Genomic DNA, 18,298 nt, shown 5'->3' on the forward strand with positions numbered 1-18,298 from the left:
CATTTACCAAGTAAGTCTAGCTGCCGGGCCGAGGGATGGGAACCCGATGTCCCATGCCTCTTGAGAACGTCGTTAACGGCTCAGTAACCAGCAGTGCCGGGCAAAATGCGGCAGGAAAACGGCCGGGAGTGTCCTTCGGTCTCTCGTTTTTCCGTCTCTGCTCACTTAAGTATGCGCCGTCAGTCAGAGGTCTGCAATGGTGAAGATCACGTTCATCGACTGGGAGGGCACGGCCCGCACGGTCGAAGCCGAAGAGGGATCGACGGTGATGGAGACCGCAATCCGCAACGGCGTTCCGGGCATCGAGGCCGAGTGCGGCGGAGCCTGCTCCTGCGCCACCTGCCACGTATACGTGGACGAGGAATGGGAGGAGGCGACGGGCACGCCGCAGCCGATGGAGGAGGACATGCTCGACTTCGCCTACGACGTGCGGCCGAACTCGCGCCTGTCCTGCCAGATCCGCGTCAGGCCCGAGCTCGACGGGCTCGTGGTCCGCACGCCCACGCGCCAGGGCTGACCTGAACCCACCTTTCGGTTGGGCTCAAGGCCAAGCTGCGCTAAACCTCTCCGGTCAGCCGCGCCGTCCGGCCGGGCGTATGGACGCCGGCCGTGTGACGGCGCGCGAGAGGGGACTTTCATGTTCAAGACGATTCTCGTTCCCGTCGACCTCGCCGAGATCGACGCCGCCAAGCCTGCCATCGAACGGGCGCAGGAACTGGCGCTGGCTTCCGAGGGCACCATCCGGCTCATCTATGTGCGCTCCATCGTGCCGGTCACCTACATGGAGTTCGTGCCTCCGTCCTTCGACGAGGAGCAGCAGAGCGATGCGGAGCGCAAGCTCGCGAAGCTCGCTGCGGTCGTGAAGCTGCCGGCGGACCGCGTCTCGGCGGTGGTGCGTCTGGGCTCGACCTATGGCGAGATCCTGAGCGAGGCGGAAAAGACCGGCACCGACCTCGTGGTGGTCGGCTCCCACCGCCCGAGCATGGCCACCTACCTGCTGGGCTCCAACGCCTCCGCCATCGTGCGCCACGCCAAATGCTCGGTGCTGGTGGTGCGCACGTAAGGCAATCAAACCTTCTTCGTCATTCCGGGATGGTCCGGAGGACCAGGCCCGGAACCCATAAACACTGGCGATTCAGAACAAGAAGCTGCGATTGCCGCTCGCTTTATTCTGTGACGATAGTGTTTATGGGTTCCGGGCGCCGCTGCGCGGCCCCGGAATGACGGAGAGTTGTCCCGTAATCTTGGCAGAAGGTTATGCCTCCTGCGGCATAAGCTCCTCCGGCGGAGCCGCGGGGTCGAAGGAGCGGGGGCGGTTGAGGCGCACCAGCGGCTCCAGCTGCCAGATTCCCATCAGGGCGAACAGGCCGCCCAGGAGCGCGATGCCGGTGGCGTTCATTTGAAGGGCGCGCCAGACGAGATAGGCCATTGCCAGGAGTGACGCTCCGGTCAGGACGGCGGTCACGAGCCAGAGCGGGCCGCTTTTGCCTGCCAGGAAGCGAGCCTGCGGGTTGGCGGCCGCGATGGCCGAGAAGAGCGCCCGTGCGAAGGACCGGTATTCCTCCGGCTGGGACTTGGCTTCCACGAGGCTGCGCCAGGTCAGGGACGAGAACGCGAAGGTCTTGCCGTCCGTCATGCGGATCCGGGTGCGGTAGACCTTCTGGCCGAAGCGGCCGGGCTCGTAGGTCATACGCACCGCCTCGACGGCCCCGAGCCGCACTTCCTGGACCTTGCGTCCGGAATCGACCGTCAGCCTGTCGCCCTTGAGCGTGAAGGAGATCGGTCCGCCGACCGGGCGGGGGCTGTGGGTGTAGGTATGGGCCATGGATCCTCGACGGAACGGGGCGGGCGTGCCTGCCGTCCTAGCGCACGAGCTCCCGCATCGCCAGATCGATACCCTCGAGGGTCAGCGGGAACATGCGGTCCGAGAAGATCTGGCGCAGGAGCGTGATCGACTGAGTGTAGCCCCATTGGGACCGCGGCACCGGGTTGAGCCACGCCGCGTGGGGAAAGTGCTGCAGTATCCGCTCCATCCAGGCCTGGCCGGGCTCCTCGTTCCAGTGTTCCACGGAGCCGCCCGCCATCTTGATCTCGTAGGGGCTCATGGAGGCGTCTCCCACGAAGACGACCCGGTAATCGGACGGATAGGTGCGGATCACGTCGAGGGTCGGGATCTTCTCGTCGAAGCGGCGGCGGTTCTCCTTCCAGACATTCTCGTAGACGCAGTTGTGGAAGTAGAAATGCTCGAAATGCTTGAATTCGAGCCGCGCGGCCGAGAACAGCTCCTCGGCGGCCTCGATGTGCCAGTCCATGGAGCCGCCCACATCCAGGAACAGGAGCACCTTCACGGCATTCCGGCGCTCGGGACGTAAGTGGACGTCGAGATAGCCCTTGTGCGCGGTTTCGTGGATCGTCTCGTCGAGATCAAGCTCCTCCGGCGCGCCCGTGCGGGCGAAACGGCGCAGGCGCCGCAGGGCCAGGCGCATGTTGCGGACGCCGAGCTCGACGCTGTCGTCGAAATCCTTGAACTCCCGCCGGTCCCAGACCTTCACGGCCCGAAAGTTCCGGTTCCGGTCCTGGCCGATCCGGATGCCTTCGGGGTTGTACCCATAGGCGCCGTAAGGCGACGTGCCGGCGGTGCCGATCCATTTGTTGCCGCCCTGGTGACGCGCCTGCTGCTCCCGCAGGCGCTTCTGCAGCGTCTCCCAGAGCTTCTCCCAGCCCATGGCCTCGATCTGCCGCTTTTCGTCGTCGGTGAAGTAGCGCTCCGCAAGCTTGCGCAGCCATTCCTCCGGAATCGCCGCCGACTCGTCGGCGCCTTGGCCAATGGTTTCGAGCCCCTTGAAGACCTGGCCGAAGACCTGATCGAAACGGTCGAAGTGACGCTCGTCCTTCACCAGGCAGGCCCGCGACAGATAGTAGAATTCTTCCACCTTCTTGTCGGCGAGGTCTTCATCCAGGGCCTCGAGGAAGGACAGATACTCCCTCAAGGAAACCGGAATCTTGGCGGCGCGCAGCTCTGTGAAGAAGGTCAGGAACATGGCGCTAGTGTCCGGCAACCGCCGCCGAGGTCAAGCGACGATCCTGTCTTCTCCGCAGGTCACGATGCGGTGCGCGACAGGGGCGGTTCGCTCCGGGCGGGCTCCGCGGCCGATGGGGCTCCCTTGCCGACCGTGCGCCGGGCGCGGAACTCGGTCCGGTCGGGGCCGCGCCGGGTGCTGCTTTCCTTGAGGAGGGTGCGGAACTCGTCGCGGCGCTCGTGGATCGACGCGATCACGAGCCCCATGGGAACCCCGATATCGGTCAGAACCGCTTCGCTGAGCTGGAGTGACGCCTCGATGGTTTCCGGCACGGCGTCGTCCACGCCGCGCCTGTAGAGTTCGGCCGCATGCTTCGCGTCCCGGGCGCGGGACACGATGGTGATGTCCGCGCGCTCCTTGCGGGCAGCGCTGACCACGCCCTCGATGGCGCTCGGCGTGTCGAGGGTGATGACGAGGGCGCGGGCCCGCTCGATGCCGCAGGCCTTGAGCAGTTCCGGGTACGACCCGTCCCCGAAATAGACCGGCTTTCCGGCCCGGCGCTCGGCTGCGACGCGGGCGGGATCCATGTCGATGGCCAGATACGGGACCTTGTGTCGTTCCAGCATGTCGCCCACGAGCTGGCCCACGCGCCCGTAGCCGGCGACGATCACCCGGCCGGCCTCGTCGGGCGGCGGCATGACCGCGAGCGTAGGATCGGGCGGGCGGCGGAGTTCGAGTCGGCGGCTGATGCGCCGTCCCAGGCGGGCGAGGAGCGGGATGGCCACCATGGTGAGGGTGGTCACGACCAGGAGATTGCGGCCGATCTCGGCCGGAAGGAGCTGAGCGCCGATCGCGCTGCCGAGGATCACCAGGCCGAATTCGCCGCTCGGGCCGAGAAGAAGCCCGGTCTCGGCCGCATCGGGCGCGCTCAGGCCGAAAGGCCGCCCTAGGAACGCAATGATGAGCCCCTTGATCGCAATCGTCGCCGTCGCGGCCGCCAGGATCAGGAGTGGTGCCTCCAGGAGGCGCAGGGGATCGAGACTCATCCCGACCGAGACGAAGAAGACGCCGAGTAGGAGGCCCTTGAAGGGCTGGATGGTCACGTCGATGGCGCGGCGATATTCGGTTTCCGACAGGAGCACTCCGGCCAGGAAGGCGCCGAGCGCCATGGACAGGCCGCTCGCGGCCGCGACCAGGCTCGTGACCATCACCACGAGCAGGCAGGCGGCCATGAAGAGCTCGGGGCTCTTGGTCGCCGAAACGAGCTGGAAGAAGGGGCGCAGCACCAGGCGCCCCAGGCCCACGATGGCCGCCAGCGCCAGGGCCGTCTGTAGGAGAGCCCAGGCCAGGGAGGCCATCGTGACCTCCGGCTTGCCCGTGTCGAGGACCGCGATGCTGAACAGGATCGGCGCCACCGCGAGATCCTGGAAGAGCAAGGCCGAGAAGCTCGCCCTGCCGACGGAGGTGTTCAGGCGCTTCTGCTCGGCGATGACCGGAATCACGATGGCCGTGGACGACAGCGCAAAGGCGAGCCCGACCAGGGCCGCCCCGGCCACGTTGCCGACGAGGTGATAGGCTAGGGCGCCGAGAGCTACGGCGCAGAGGATCACCTGAAGGGACCCGAAGCCGAAGACGAGCCGCCGCAGGATGCGCAGGCGCTGCCAGGACAGCTCGATGCCGATGGTGAAGAGCAGGAACACCACGCCGAACTCGGCGATGTGTGACGTGCCCTCCGGATTGCTGAAGGTGATCCAGTCGATCCAGGGGTGAGCCGGCATGAACCGTCCCAGCCCGAACGGGCCGAGGAGCATCCCGGCGGCCAGATAGCCGAGAACCGGGCTCATCCTGAGCCGGTGGAAGAGGGGGACGACGATGCCGGCCGTTGCGAGAAAAAGAATAGGTTCCTGGTAGGCGTGAAGGTCGATTGCGACTGCCATAAGCTCCGTCCGATTCTCTTCATCATGACGGGAAGGGGAACGGCAGCGCAAGGAAAAGATGCGCGCGTTTGGAAGCGCTTAGCGCAAAAAATCACTTTGCTGCGGGCAGTTTGGACACGGTGTCGCGGCGGGAGTGAGCCCAGTTATGGCCGCTGAGGGCGAGCGCACAACCGGGACGTAACGCGACGGGATTCCCTCCCCCTTGTGGGGAGGGTTAGGGCGGGGGGTGAGCGCCATGCTGGATTCGGTTCAGCACCAACACCCCCCCACCTCCAACGCCTCCCCACAAGGGGGAGGAGCGTCGGTCGTGCTTCCCACGAACTCCCGGGATCCGCTCGGCGAACCGTCGGCTTAGTCCAGCGTCGCCAGGGCCTGGGCCAGGTCAGCCACCAGGTCGTCCGGATGCTCGATGCCGATGGAGACACGGATCGTGGCGTCGGTGACGCCGAGGCGGTCACGGGTCTCCTTCGGAACGCCCGAATGGGTCGTGGAGGCCGGATGGGAGATGAGGGATTCCGTGCCGCCCAGGCTTACGGCCAGCTTGAACACCTGGAGGGCGTTCAGCACGCGGAAGGCCTCCGGCTCTCCGCCCTTCACGTCGAACGAGAAGGTGGAACCCGGCGCCGTGCATTGAGCGTCATAGACGCGCTTCGCGGCCGATCCTTCAGGAAGGTACGCGAGGTGGTGGACCTTGGCGACCTTCGGATGCTCGCTCAGGAACTTGGCCACGATCTCGCCATTGCGGTTCGCGGCGCTCATGCGCAGGGCGAGGGTCTCGAGGGAGCGGCCGAGCATCCAGCAGGAATGCGGGTCGAGCTGGGTACCGATGGCGGAGCGCAGCAGCCGCACGGGCTTCATCAATTCCTTCGGGCCGAGTGCCGCGCCGGCGATGAGGTCGGAATGGCCGCCCACATACTTCGTCAGGGAATAGAGCGAGATATCGGCGCCGTGCTGGATCGGCTTCTGGTAGAGCGGGCCGAGCAGGGTGTTGTCACACAGGATGACCGGGCGATGGCCTCCCTGGGCGGTCGCGATCTCCTCGGCGACCCGGCGGATCAGCGCGATGTCGACCAGGGTGTTGAGCGGGTTGGAGGGCGTCTCGATGAGGATGACCGATACGCGGCCCTTGGCCTTCGCCGCCTCGGCAGCCGCGCGGACGCTCGCCTCGTCGACGCCGTCCCCGAAGCCGGCAGAGTGGATTCCGAGATTGGCGAGGGTCTTGGCGATGAGGGTCTCGGTGCCGCCATAGAGGGGCTGCGAGTGCAGGATCACGTCGCCGGGCCGCGCGAAGGCGAGAATCGTGGTCGAGATCGCCGACATTCCGGACGAGAAGAGGAGGCCTGCCTCGGTCTCCTCGAAGATGGCGAGACGGTCCTCGACGATCTCCGAATTGGGATGGTTGAAGCGGGAATAGACCAGGCCCGCGGCCTCGCCCTGCGGCGGCTCGCGGCGGCCCGCCACATAATCGAAGAACTCCTTGCCGTGCTCGGCGCTGGTGAACACGAAGGTGGAGGTCAGGAAGACCGGCGGCTTCACGGCGCCTTCCGACAGGGTCGGGTCGTAGCCGTAGCCGAGCATCAGGGTCTCGGGCCTCAGCTTGTGGTTGCCGATGCGGTCCTTGTGGTAGCGGTTATAGGGCATGGTGCGAGTCCTCTCCTTTAGAACCGACTTACCCTATGAGGACAGTTGCCGAAAGGTGACGTCAGGACATAGGGTCATAGCCGCGCCTGCCGCGCGGCCGGGCTGGGGATAAAATGGGAGAGACCATGGCGCGTTTCGAAGGCACCGACACCTATGTAGCCACCGAGGATCTGACGGTCGCGGTCAATGCCGCCATCGTGCTCGAGCGGCCGCTCCTGGTGAAGGGTGAGCCCGGAACGGGCAAGTCGGTCCTGGCCGAGGAGGTCGCCAAGTCCCTCGGGGCGCCGCTGCTGACCTGGCACATCAAATCCACCACGAAGGCCCAGCAGGGGCTTTATGAATACGATGCCGTCTCGCGGCTGCGGGACAGCCAACTTGGCGACCCGCGGGTCTCGGACATCCGCCACTACATCAAACGCGGGAAATTGTGGGAGGCCTTCGCGTCCGAGGAGCGGCCCGTCCTCCTGATCGACGAGATCGACAAGGCCGATATCGAGTTCCCGAACGACCTGCTCCTCGAGCTCGACCGCATGGAGTTCCATGTCTACGAGACCGGCGAGACCGTGCGGGCGAAGCGCCGGCCGGTGGTCATCATCACGTCCAATAACGAGAAGGAGCTGCCCGACGCCTTCCTGCGCCGCTGCTTCTTCCACTACATCCGCTTCCCAGACGAGGAGACCATGGGCCGGATCGTCGAGGTCCATTACCCGGGGCTCAAGCGCCGCCTCATCGAGGAGGCCCTACGCATCTTCTTCATGGTCCGGGAGGTGCCGGGCCTGCGCAAGAAGCCCTCGACCTCCGAGCTCCTCGACTGGCTCAAGCTTCTCGTGTCGGAGGATATCGGCCCGGAGCAGCTGCGCGAGCGCGACACCCGCAAGCTCATCCCACCGCTGCACGGCGCGCTCCTGAAGAACGAGCAGGATGTAAGCCTGTTCGAGAAGCTCGCCTTCCTGGCCCGGCGGGAGGGGCGTTGAACCGTCATGGTGCGCCTCCTGCTCCTCCGCCATGCGAAATCCTCCTGGCCGGCCGGTATCCTCGATGTGGAGCGGCCCCTGTCGCGGCGCGGGCGCAAGGCTGCTGTGCTGATGGGGGACTATCTCAAGGAGGAGGGGCTCCTCCCCGACCTCGCGCTGGTCTCACCGGCCCGTCGGACGGAGGAAACCTGGGATCTCGTCCAGCCGGCCCTCGGGGATGTGGAGGCCCGCCATGAGCCGCGGCTCTACGAGGCGACGGCCGGGGGTTTGCTCACGCTCGTCCAGGAGGTGAACCCGGCGAAGCGCCGGCTCCTGATGATCGGCCACAATCCCGGCTTCGAGGATCTGGCCAAGATGCTGATCGGCGACGGCACCCCCGAGGATTGCAGCCGCCTCGCAGGGAAACTCCCCACGGCCGGGCTCGTGGTGATCGATTTCGCCGTGTCGGGCTGGGAAGAGGTGAAGAAGCGGGGCGGACGGCTCGAGCGCTTCGTCACTCCCAAATCTCTCGGGGCGGGGGAGGACGACTAAGACCAGAACGGACGCGAGGCGCCTGTCTGCCTTGGAACGGCCATTCTCGAACGTGAACCTTCCGGCGCGCCCGCGGTTGTGCACTGAGTATTTCCACGGCGAATTCGACGTCCACATCGACGTTCTCAAGGGCCCGTCCGGACCATGTTGCCTCAGACTCTCGTCGCATTGTTCCTCGCCGGCAGCGCTCTCACGTCCGAGAAGGTCGAGATCGGTCGCGAGCTGATGATCGGCGCTGTCGGCAGCTCCCGGGAGACGGCGGCGCAATACCTCTCAGAGGCCCGGGAGGTCACGAACTGGCGCACCGAGACGGTGGACGCCCTGGAGCCGAAGCCGGTGGCGCTCCTGGCGGCCCTGTTTCGGGCTGACCGCCCCCTTGTGACCCGTTGCGTGAAACTCAACAATTACTGGTGCATCAAGAGCGCCCGCTGGGACGGCGAGATCGGCAAGGACACGGAAGGGCATGTGGGCTTCGCGTCCGCCGAGCGGGGCGCCGACGCAGCCGCCCAGTTGCTCCGGCGCTATTATCTGGACTTCAACCGGAAATCCGCCCTCGACATCGTCCGGCGCTGGGCGCCGGCGGAATGCAACGTGGCGACTGGGATCGGCGACCTTGCGGCCCTGGCCGTGAAGGGGATCGGCGGCACGGTGCGCGCCCGCTGGCTTGCATCGCACCGGGGCGTGAAGCTCACGGCGGTGGGCAAGGGTGGCAAGCCGGGCCGGGTCTCTGTCGTCATTCCGCTCAAGAAGGCGCCCTCACGGGTCCCGGAATACCGGGTGCCGGACATTGCGGCCGGCATGGGCGAGAAGGCGAGGCCGGCCCCGAAGCCCGCGCCCCTCGTCAGGACTGCCCGGCAGAAGGCTCCGCCGCAGAAGACGGCTGCCGCTCCCGCCCAGAAGGCCGCACCCGTGAGGCCGGTCGCGACGGCCTGTGCGCCGGACGAGCAGCGCCTGCGCAACTACGCGGCCCGTATGGTGGCGGAATTGGAGCTTGGGCCGACGGACGACCTCAAGCTTTTCGGGGCCGATGGAACTCCGACTGCCAACCTTGCGCCTGTGATGCGCGCCATGTCGGCCGTGGAGCTCGGCATGCTCCGGGCAAGCCCCGATCTCGTGGAAGAGGCGATCCGCCGTCTCGGCGAGCGGGTGGCCGCAAAGAGGGCCGCGGCGGACGAGAATCCATAAGAATATTGGCGAAGGCCCGTCCAGGCGGGAACCCGCCCGCTTGACATAACGGCATTCTCGGTCCACATCGCTACGAAATAGTTACGATATATCTTTGTATGACCGTTGTTTCCGAACTTCCAGGGAGTGTTCTTCCGTGGCTTTGACTCTCGATCTTAAATCCGTCCGGTTTCCGACCGAGGCCGACATCACGACCAGAGTTTCCACCGGAACCGGTGGGACGGAGGCCAATGGGACCTCTTATGCGGGCCAAGTCAGCGCTGACGGGCGCTATGTCGTGTTTGAGAGCGATGCTTCCAATCTCGTTGGCGGCGACACCAATGATCGATCCGACATTTTCCGGAAGGATCTCACGACCGGCGAGATCGTCCGGGTTTCGGCTGCAGCCGATGGGCACCAGGCCGATAAGGGAAGTTTCAACGCTTCGGTCAGTGCCGACGGGCGCTACGTCATGTTTGAGACCGATGCCACTAACCTCGTCGCAGGCGACACGAATGGGCTCTTTGACGTTTTCCGAAAAGACCTCGTGACAGGCGAAATCACCATCGTCTCGACAGATTCCGCCGCCGCTCAGGCGAATGGCGCCAGTGCCGGTGGTCGGATCAGCATCGACGGGCGTCACGCTGTATTTGAGAGTTATGCAAAGAACCTCGTGACCGGAGACACGAACGACTCCTCGGATGTTTTCTACAAGGATCTTGTGACGGGGGTGGTCACGCTTGTCTCCCAGACCGCTGATGGAAACCAGGGCGACAAAGGCAGCTATAGCTCTCAAACCAGCGCTGATGGGCGTTACATCGTGTTCGAAAGTGACGCTACCAATCTCGTTGCGGGTGACACGAACCTCGATACGGACATCTTCCGGAAAGATCTTGTGACGGGAGAAATCGTCAGGGTTTCGCTCGGTGCAAATGGTGAGGGGGGCAATGTCGGGAGCTACCATGCGCAGTTGAGTGCCGACGGGCGCTATGTGGTCTTCGACAGCCTTGCGGACAATCTGGTTGCGGGCGATACGAATCTCCAGACGGACATCTTCCGCAAGGACCTCCTCACCGGAGAAGTCGTACGTGTCTCTGTGACGGCTGATGGCACTCAAGTGGGCAATAGCTCCTATAACGCGCAGATAAGCCCCGATGGACGCTTCGTCCTGTTCGAGAGTGACTCCTCCGATCTGGTTCCAGACGACCCGAACATCATGCCGGGCGTCTTCCGGAAGGATCTCGTTACCGGTGAAGTGGTCCGCGTCTCGTCGACGCTGGACGGCACGCCTGTGGACAACAGCAGCTTTAGCGGCCGCTTCAGTGCGGACGGTCGTTTCGTGATGTTCGAGAGCAGCGCCACCAACCTGGTCGCAGGTGACACGAACGATGCAAAAGATATCTTTCTCTTCGACCAGCAACTGTTCGCGAACCGGGCCGCTGTGGCCCAACATCGTTACGTGGAGGCAACGTTCGACGTGGGTGCGGCCTCCAGCGTGAGGATCGCCTGGGGCGACGGCACGACCGATGCCGTGGCGCCTTCGAATGGCACCGCCTCCTTCCACCATGCCTATGCGGAAACCGGGGTGATGACCGCTCTTGTGACCGTGAGCGAGGCAGGCGAGCGGCACATCATGCCGTTCCGGCTGGATTTCGGGGCCGGCACGCTGGCCCGCGACACGACCCTGGCCGACACGGTGGAGGGCGGATCGGGGGTCGATACGCTGACCGGCGACCAATACGCCAACGTTCTTATCGGTCACGAGGGCAACGACCGCCTTGACGGTGGGGTTGGCACTGACACGGCCGTGTTCGCCGGCGCGAAATCCGCCTATGCGCTGGTGAAGAACAGCGATGGCAGCATTACGGTGACGGGCCCCGACGGCACCGACACCCTGCAGAACGTCGAGATCGCCAAGTTTGACGACACGACCCTCGACCTGTCCACCGTAACCCCACCGCCTCCGCCTCCGTCCGACGGCGGCTCGTCTGGCGGTGGTGGAGGGGGCGGCTCTTCGGGCGGTAGCGGAGGAGGCGGCTCGTCCGGAGGCGGAGGGGGCGACAGCACGCCTACCGGCCCGGTGTCGCTAAGCTTACGGGGCACTTCACGGGTTGACCGGCTCACCGGCGCGGACGGAAACGATGTGATCAAGGGCCTCGCCGGCAACGATGTGCTCAAGGGTCTGTCCGGCCATGACAGGCTCTACGGCGGGGCGGGCAAGGACGTGCTGTATGGTGGCGCCGGCCAGGACATCTTTGTGTTCGATGCCAAGTTCAACAAGAAGACCAACCTCGACAAGATCGCCGACTTCAATGTGAAGGACGACACGCTCTGGCTGGAGAACAGCCTGTTCAAGGCCAACAAGAGCCTCTATGCGGCGATCAAGAAGGGCAGCGAGGCCAAGCCGGCGAAGATGGCGAGCAAGTTCTTCACGGTGGGCGACAAGGCCAAGGATGCCAACGACTTCTTCATCTACGACAAGAAGACGGGTGTGCTGTCCTATGATGCGGATGGGTCCGGGTCGAAGGCTGCGGTCGAGATCGCGACCCTCAAGAAGGGCCTCAAGATGACCTCTCACGATTTCTTCTTCGTCTGACGACGACGGTTGCACACCCGTCATTCCGGATTGCCGTCAGGCGAGTCCGACCCGAAGGGCCACGCGAAGCGGGGAAACCCATGAACCCTAGCGTCTCAGAGTACGGAGCAAAGGCAAAAGCTGCGCTCTCTCCTACACCCTAAGGGGCTGTGGGTTGCGGGCCCAGCGGCCCACGCTGTCCTGGAATGACGGTGAGCACCGATCTGCTCTCTTCTCTCATGGATCTCGGGTGTTCGCTGGAGGCCCTTTCCTGACCCTCCCCGCAAGGGGGAGGGAAAACTGTCGCGCCTCGGAATAGAGGAGATGGCATCGGTCCCATTCCCTCAGAGAGACGTGATGGGACGGCCTCAGATGCAGCGGCCGCCGTCGACTTCGAGCACGACGCCGGTGATCATGCTGGCCTCGTCGGACGCGAGATAGAGGGCCGCATTGGCGATGTCCTCGGGCTTGGAGAGGCGTCCGAGCGGGATGGAATTGACGAATTGCTCGCGCTTCTGGGGCGTGTCCTCGCCCATGAAGGTCGCAAGCAGAGGGGTTTCGCCCGCGACCGGAGCCAGGGCGCAGACGCGGATCTGGTTGGGTGCGAGTTCGACCGCCATGGACTTGGTGATGGTGTGCACGGCGCCCTTGGTGCCGTTGTACCAGGTCAGGCCGGGGCGCGGCCTCAGGCCCGCCGTCGAGCCCACATTGATGAACACGCCGCCGCCCTGGTCGCGCATGGCCGGAACGGCCGCATGGGCGAAGAGATAGACCGACTTCACGTTCACGGCGAAGATCCGGTCGAACTCCGCCTCGTCCACCTCCAGCATCGGCCGGTTGCGGTGGCTGATGCCCGCATTGTTCACCACGATGTCGAGCCTGCCGAAGGTATCGATGGTTTTCTTCACGGCGGCGTTCACGTCCGCGGCCTTCGACACGTCGGCCGCAAGCCCGATGGCGGAGGAGCCGATCCGCTCGGCCGCGGCCTTGGCGGCCTCCTCCTTGATGTCCACGATGGCGACCTTCGCGCCCTCCGCGGCGAATTTCTCCGCAATGCCCAGGCCGAAGCCGGAGCCGGCGCCTGTGACGAGCGCCACCTTGCCTTCAAGGCGTTTCATGTTTTTCCCCTTGTGCCGATGCGGGTCCGGGAGCGGACGGCGCCCGACGAGGGGCACAATCCGCTCCCGATCCCTTTCCGTGAAAATCGTTATCCGTGCGCGATGACGAGCGTCCGGGTGGTGGTGAATTCGACAAGGCCCTCGAAGCCCTTCTCGCGGCCATGGCCGGAGCGCCCGAACCCGCCGAACGGCAGCTCGATGCCGCCGCCCGCGCCGTAGCAGTTCACGAAGACCTGACCGGCCCGCATGGCGCGGCCGACCCGGGTGGCGCGCATGGCATCGCGGGTCCAGACGCCGGCCACGAGCCCGTAGGCCGTGCCGTTGGCGAGTCGGACCGCATCCGCTTCGTCCTCGAAGGGAGTCGCCACCAGGACGGGGCCAAACACCTCCTCCTGGGACAGGATGCTTTCGTGCGGCACCGGCGCGAAGAAGGTGGGCGCCACGTAGAAGCCGCCCGCCGGCACGTCGGCCGCGATGCCGCCCGAGGCCGCGATGCCGAGGCCCTCGCCCTTGCCGCGTTCCAGATAGGCCTGGACCCGGCGTTGCTGCGCCTGGTTGATCATCGGCCCGAGATCGGGATCTGCCTCCGGCCGGCCCGCCTTGAGGGATGCGAAACGCTCCGATACCGAGGCCACGACCTTGTCGAAAATGCCGCGCTGGATCAGCAGGCGGCTGCCGGCCGAGCAGGTCTGGCCGCCGTTCTGGATGATGGCGTTCACGAGAACCGGCAGAGCGCGCTCCAGGTCCGCGTCGTCGAAGACGACCTGGGCGGACTTGCCGCCGAGCTCCAGGGTCACGCCAACATGGTTCTGCGCGGCGGCGGTCTGGACGGCCGTGCCGGTCTCGGGGCTGCCCGTGAAGGACAGGAAGTCGATGCCCGGATGCGCCGCGAGCGCCGCGCCCGCCACGCGCCCGAGGCCTGTGACCACGTTGAGCGCCCCATCCGGGAAACCGACCTTGCGGGCGAGCGCCGCTACGCGGAGGATCGTCAGGGAGGCGTCCTCGGCGGGCTTCACGACGGTGGCGTTGCCGGCCGCGAGCGCCGCGCCGACGGAGCGGCCGAAGATCTGCATCGGGTAGTTCCAGGGCACGATATGCCCCGTCACCCCGTGCGGAACGCGCTCGACGCCGATGAAATGGGTCGTGAGATAGGGGATCACGTCCCCGTGCAGCTTGTCGGCGGCGGAGCCATAGAATTCGAGATAGCGGGCGAGCGCGATCGCATCCGCCCGCGCCTGGCGCAGGGGCTTGCCGTTGTCGCGGCTCTCCAGGGCCGCGAGCGCGTCCGCATCGGCCTCCACGGCCTGGGCGAGCCGGATGAGCAGGCGGCCGCGCTCGGTCGCGGTCAGCCGGGACCAGGCGCCTTCGAAAGCTTCGCGGGCCGCCTTCACGGCCGCATCGATATCCTCAGCGGTGCCGGCGGCGATGCGGGCGAATACCTTGCCGTCCACGGGGGACAGCACGTCCAGCGTCTCTCCGCCCGAGGCCGGTACCTGGCGGCCGCCGATGAGGTTCTGGTGCACCATGTCGGGTGCGACGCTCGCTTGGACCTGATCGTTCACGTCGGCTTTCCTCCTCACGTCATTCGGTGCGTGCCCGGCACGGCGGCCAGGAGCTGGCGGGTATAGGGGTCTTTGGGTGTGGCGAAGAGTTGCGCGGTTTCGGCCATTTCCACAATCCGGCCTTTTTGCATGACTGCCACGCGATCGCAGATCTGCGCCGCGACCCTCAGATCGTGGGTGATGAACAGGATGGCAAGCCCGAGCTCCTCCTGCAGGCCCCGGATGAGCTTGAGGATCTCGGCCTGGACCGACACGTCGAGGGCCGAGACGGCCTCGTCTGCCACCAGCACGTCCGGCCGCATGGCGAGCGCCCGGGCGATGCCGATGCGCTGGCGCTGGCCGCCCGAGAATTCGTGCGGATAGCGGTCCATGGCCTGGGGCGGAAGCCCCACCGTCGCCAGGAGATCCCGGGCACGGGCCAAGGCCTCCTCTGGCTTCTCGCCCTGCATGATCGGCCCCTCGGAGACGATGTGGCCCACCGTCCGGCGCGGATTGAGGGACGCGAAGGGGTCCTGGAAGACGATCTGGATCCGGCGGCGATGGGGTCGCAGATCCCGCTGGGACAGGCGGCCGAAGGGTAGGTCGCCGATGGCGATGCTGCCCCCGTCCGGCTCGATGAGGCGCAGCACGCAGCGCCCCACGGTAGACTTTCCGGAGCCGGACTCGCCCACGAGCCCCAAGGTCTCGCCACGGCGGATCTCAAAGCTCACCGCGTCGGCCGCGCGGACCTCCCGGCTCTTCCGGAGAAGACCGCGGCCACCATAGGTCTTGGTCAGGGCATCGACCTTGAGGAGGATCGGCTCACCCCCCAGCGGCTTGGGCGGAGGCGGCACCAGGGATGGCACCGCCGCCAGCAGGCGCTGGGTATAGGGGTGCTGCGGGCGTGTCAGCACCTCGTCGGCTGTGCCTTCCTCCACCAGGCGGCCCTGCTGGAGCACGGCGACCCGGTCGGCGATCTCGGCCACCACGCCGAAATCGTGGGTGATGAAGAGCACAGCGGTGCCCTTCCGGCGCCGCAGGTCGTCGATGAGCCTGAGGACCTGCGCCTGGGTCGTGACGTCGAGGGCGGTGGTCGGCTCGTCGGCGATCAGCAGCTTCGGCTCCAGGGCCAGCGCCATGGCGATCATCACGCGCTGCCTCTGGCCGCCTGAGAGCTCGTGGGGATAGGCGCGGGCGATCAGTTCCGGGTGGGGCAGGTTGACCTCCGTGAGGAGGTCCAGGGTCCGCCGCTCCCGCTCGGCCTGGGTCAGGACCCCATGGGCCCGAAAAGTCTCGGCGATCTGGTCGGCGATCCGCATGACCGGGTTGAGGGAGGTCATCGGCTCCTGGAAAACCGTGCCGACCTCCCGGCCCCGCACGTCGCACCAGCCGGCCTCCGACAGGGACAGGAGCTCGGTCCCGGCGAGGCGGATGGAGCCGGACAGCACCTCGACGCCGTTCGGCAGGAGGCCGATGGTCGCCATGGCGGTCATCGATTTGCCCGAGCCGGATTCTCCGACGACGCAGAGGGTCTCGCCCGGCGCGATGGTCAGGGACAGGTCCTGGATGGCGTATTGCCGGTCCGCGAGTCGCGGCAGCCCGATGGAGAGCTTCTCGATCGCCAGAACCGGAGAACCGCTCGCCGTCATGTCCCATCGTCTCCCTGGTCCGCCCGCCCTGGCGGGGCGCTTATCCTCCCGATATGCGCCGCAACGTCAATCCGCGCCCGGTCACGCAAGAGGAATTACGAAGTCGTAGACGATCCCGGATTCCGGATAGGCGAGGGACATGGTCCCGGCCATTTCTCCCTCGATACTGCGGCGGATGAGGCGTGAGCCGAAACCGTGTCGCTTCGGCGACCCGACAGGAGGGCCGTCGCGCTCCTGCCAGTGCAGGCGCAGGAGGCGTTGGCCCGGCGTCTCTTCGGAGACTGTCCATCGGACCTCGAGAAGACCGGACGGCGAGGAGAGCGCGCCGTATTTCACCGCGTTGGTGACGAGTTCGTGCAGCACGAGGCCGAAATTGATGGCGTAGCGCGGAGAGAGCGTAACCGGCGGACCGTCGACGACGACCCGCTCGTCGCTGGTTTTGCGGAAGGGGGCGAGTTCCTGTTCGACGATGTCCCGAAGGCCGGCCTCGCGCCAGGAGCTGCGCGTGAGGAGATCGTGGGTCTTGGACAGAGCCATCAGCCGCCCTTCGAAGGCATCCTTGAAGTTGGACAGGTCAGGAGAGGAACGCAGTGTCTGGCTGGCGATGGACTGGACGGTCGCCAGGGTATTCTTCACCCGGTGGTTCAGCTCCCCGAGCAGGAGCTTCTGCTGGCTTTCCGCCCGCTTGCGATCCGTCACCTCGTAGAAGACACCGACGAAGGTGATGGGCCTGCTCTGCTGATCGAAGAACACACGCCCCTTCGCGTTGAGCCAGCGCGTTTCGCCGGCCGGCGTGCGGATCCGATATTCGTCCTCGTAGCTTCCGTCGGTCGTGACGGCGGTCCGCATCCGCTCGAGAACCCGCTCGCTGTCATCGGGATGCACGATGCCACGGAATTCCGGAATCGTGATGGAGATCTTCTCGGCCGGCAGGCCGAGCAGGGTCGCGGCCTGGGCGGAGAGGCCACCCTGACCGGTCGTATGATCGTACCACCACGTTCCCATGCGCCCGGCCTCCAGGGCGAGGCGAGCCTGCTCCTCGCTCGCCTGGAGAGCTTTCTGGCGCGCGGCCACGTCGTCCATGAGGTCGTTGAACCCCTCCGCCAGGATACGCAGCTCGGCGGGTGAGCCGCGGGGATTGATGCGCGCCTGATAATTGCCTCGCCGCCAAGCGTGCACGGCATCGGTGATCGTCTCGAACGGTTTGGTGATGAAGGCGTGGCTCGTCAGCGCCGAAAGAGACAGGGCCAGGACGAGGGCAGCACCGATGAGCAGGAATCCGCGCCTCGCCGCCTGGTTGATGCTCTCGAAGGCATCCTTCCACGGGAGTCCGACCGCGATGTAGAGGGCCTGCGGCGTCCCTTCCACCCTCGCATAGCCGACGATGCGCTTGATGCCGTCCTGCGTCGTCGTCTCGATGGTCCCGGTGCCGTCATTTCGTTCGACATGGACGAAGAATCCCGAGGAAATCGGCTTTCCCACGTAGGCGTCATGCATGGGCTCCCGGGCGATGATCGTTCCGCCGGAATCGGCGATGGCCATGGAACCGCCAGGGGGCAGGGCGCGCTCCTTCAGGTTCTGGTCGAGCCAGTTCAGGTCTAGGGCGGTTGCCAGTACTCCGACGACCTGTCCGTCCTCGCTCACGATGGGAAGTGCGAACGGCAGGACCGGGTGGGAAACCACTCCTCCCTCAGGGAAATCGGGCATGAACTGGCCGATCACGAATTGCTTTGTGGCGATCGCGTCGTGAAAGTAATGGCGGTTGAGAAAGGTGCCGGTCGCTGAAGCAACGTCGCTGTTACAGAGCAGGTCGCCCTTGAGGTCGAGCGTCACGAAGGCCAGGAGGTGGGGCACCTTCTGCTGCAAGGCCCTCAGATAGGGGCTGCACGCTTCTGGCTCGAGCTGACGCACGATTGGCGCTTCGTCGACAGCGATCAGGAGGCTGTGGATGCCGTCGAACACACGCTCCACTTCGGAGCCTGCCAGCCGGGCCTGGCGAAGAACCAGATCGCTGATCTCGGCTTCCCGAGCGCGGCGGAGGGATACCTCCGTATAGGTCCAGATCACGATCGCTGGCAGGACAGAGATCAAAGCCAGAAGGATCAGGCGCCTCGTCAGTGTCATGCAAAGATCCAGCCCATCGATCCC

The 18,298-nt window shown here is 65.8% G+C and carries 14 protein-coding genes; 6 read left to right on the top strand and 8 right to left on the bottom strand.

Features of this window, described 5'->3' with window-relative positions; all coding sequences use genetic code 11:
• Window positions 1–196 precede the first annotated feature (196 nt).
• Both C4E04_RS07740 and C4E04_RS07745 read left to right on the top strand, forming a co-directional pair.
• Window positions 197–517, top strand: a complete 321-nt coding sequence (locus C4E04_RS07740) for a 2Fe-2S iron-sulfur cluster-binding protein (protein ID WP_109596424.1) — start codon at window positions 197–199, stop codon at window positions 515–517.
• 120 nt (window positions 518–637) lie between these two features.
• Window positions 638–1,063 carry a universal stress protein gene (locus tag C4E04_RS07745; protein ID WP_109596426.1) on the top strand — a complete coding sequence of 142 codons (426 nt, stop codon included), beginning with the start codon at window positions 638–640 and terminating at the stop codon, window positions 1,061–1,063.
• Window positions 1,064–1,255: 192 nt separating this feature from the next.
• Here the strand turns inward: C4E04_RS07745 and C4E04_RS07750 are convergent, their stop codons facing one another.
• The 4 genes from C4E04_RS07750 to C4E04_RS07765 form a co-directional block, all read right to left on the bottom strand.
• Entirely contained in the window at window positions 1,256–1,825 is a 570-nt protein-coding gene (locus C4E04_RS07750; RefSeq protein WP_109596428.1) for a hypothetical protein, read from the bottom strand.
• Window positions 1,826–1,862: 37 nt separating this feature from the next.
• Window positions 1,863–3,041: a VWA domain-containing protein gene (locus C4E04_RS07755; RefSeq protein WP_109596430.1), complete on the bottom strand. Its 1,179-nt coding sequence runs from the start codon at window positions 3,039–3,041 to the stop codon at window positions 1,863–1,865.
• A 59-nt stretch (window positions 3,042–3,100) separates the two neighbouring features.
• A complete protein-coding gene (locus C4E04_RS07760) occupies window positions 3,101–4,957 on the bottom strand; it encodes a cation:proton antiporter (RefSeq protein WP_109596432.1) in 1,857 nt (618 codons plus the stop codon).
• Between the two features lie 351 nt (window positions 4,958–5,308).
• On the bottom strand, window positions 5,309–6,598 hold the full coding sequence (locus C4E04_RS07765) for a cystathionine gamma-synthase family protein (RefSeq protein WP_109596434.1): 1,290 nt from the start codon (window positions 6,596–6,598) through the stop codon (window positions 5,309–5,311).
• Window positions 6,599–6,723: 125 nt separating this feature from the next.
• Here C4E04_RS07765 and C4E04_RS07770 point away from each other — a divergent pair, with 125 nt between their 5' ends.
• The 4 genes from C4E04_RS07770 to C4E04_RS07785 all read left to right on the top strand — a co-directional run bounded on the left by C4E04_RS07770 (window position 6,724) and on the right by C4E04_RS07785 (window position 11,863).
• A complete protein-coding gene (locus C4E04_RS07770) occupies window positions 6,724–7,572 on the top strand; it encodes a MoxR family ATPase (RefSeq protein WP_109596436.1) in 849 nt (282 codons plus the stop codon).
• Between the two features lie 6 nt (window positions 7,573–7,578).
• Complete coding sequence (locus C4E04_RS07775; protein ID WP_109596438.1) at window positions 7,579–8,103, top strand: histidine phosphatase family protein; 525 nt, start codon at window positions 7,579–7,581, stop codon at window positions 8,101–8,103.
• Between the two features lie 144 nt (window positions 8,104–8,247).
• Window positions 8,248–9,288 carry a hypothetical protein gene (locus C4E04_RS07780; RefSeq protein ID WP_109596440.1) on the top strand — a complete coding sequence of 347 codons (1,041 nt, stop codon included), beginning with the start codon at window positions 8,248–8,250 and terminating at the stop codon, window positions 9,286–9,288.
• Between the two features lie 136 nt (window positions 9,289–9,424).
• Window positions 9,425–11,863 (top strand): hypothetical protein, encoded by a 2,439-nt coding sequence (locus tag C4E04_RS07785; RefSeq protein WP_162559315.1) that lies wholly within the window; start codon window positions 9,425–9,427, stop codon window positions 11,861–11,863.
• 347 nt (window positions 11,864–12,210) lie between these two features.
• Here C4E04_RS07785 and C4E04_RS07790 read toward each other — a convergent pair whose 3' ends face one another.
• The 4 genes from C4E04_RS07790 to C4E04_RS07805 form a co-directional block, all read right to left on the bottom strand.
• Window positions 12,211–12,960, bottom strand: a complete 750-nt coding sequence (locus C4E04_RS07790; RefSeq protein ID WP_109596444.1) for an SDR family oxidoreductase — start codon at window positions 12,958–12,960, stop codon at window positions 12,211–12,213.
• Between the two features lie 89 nt (window positions 12,961–13,049).
• A complete protein-coding gene (locus tag C4E04_RS07795) occupies window positions 13,050–14,522 on the bottom strand; it encodes an aldehyde dehydrogenase family protein (RefSeq protein ID WP_371682041.1) in 1,473 nt (490 codons plus the stop codon).
• Window positions 14,523–14,536: 14 nt separating this feature from the next.
• Window positions 14,537–16,150 carry an ABC transporter ATP-binding protein gene (locus C4E04_RS07800; RefSeq protein WP_109596446.1) on the bottom strand — a complete coding sequence of 538 codons (1,614 nt, stop codon included), beginning with the start codon at window positions 16,148–16,150 and terminating at the stop codon, window positions 14,537–14,539.
• 81 nt (window positions 16,151–16,231) lie between these two features.
• On the bottom strand, window positions 16,232–18,274 hold the full coding sequence (locus C4E04_RS07805; RefSeq protein ID WP_162559316.1) for a sensor histidine kinase: 2,043 nt from the start codon (window positions 18,272–18,274) through the stop codon (window positions 16,232–16,234).
• Between the last annotated feature and the right edge of the window lie 24 nt (window positions 18,275–18,298).

The organism is Microvirga sp. 17 mud 1-3 (assembly GCF_003151255.1).
GTDB lineage: Bacteria > Pseudomonadota > Alphaproteobacteria > Rhizobiales > Beijerinckiaceae > Microvirga.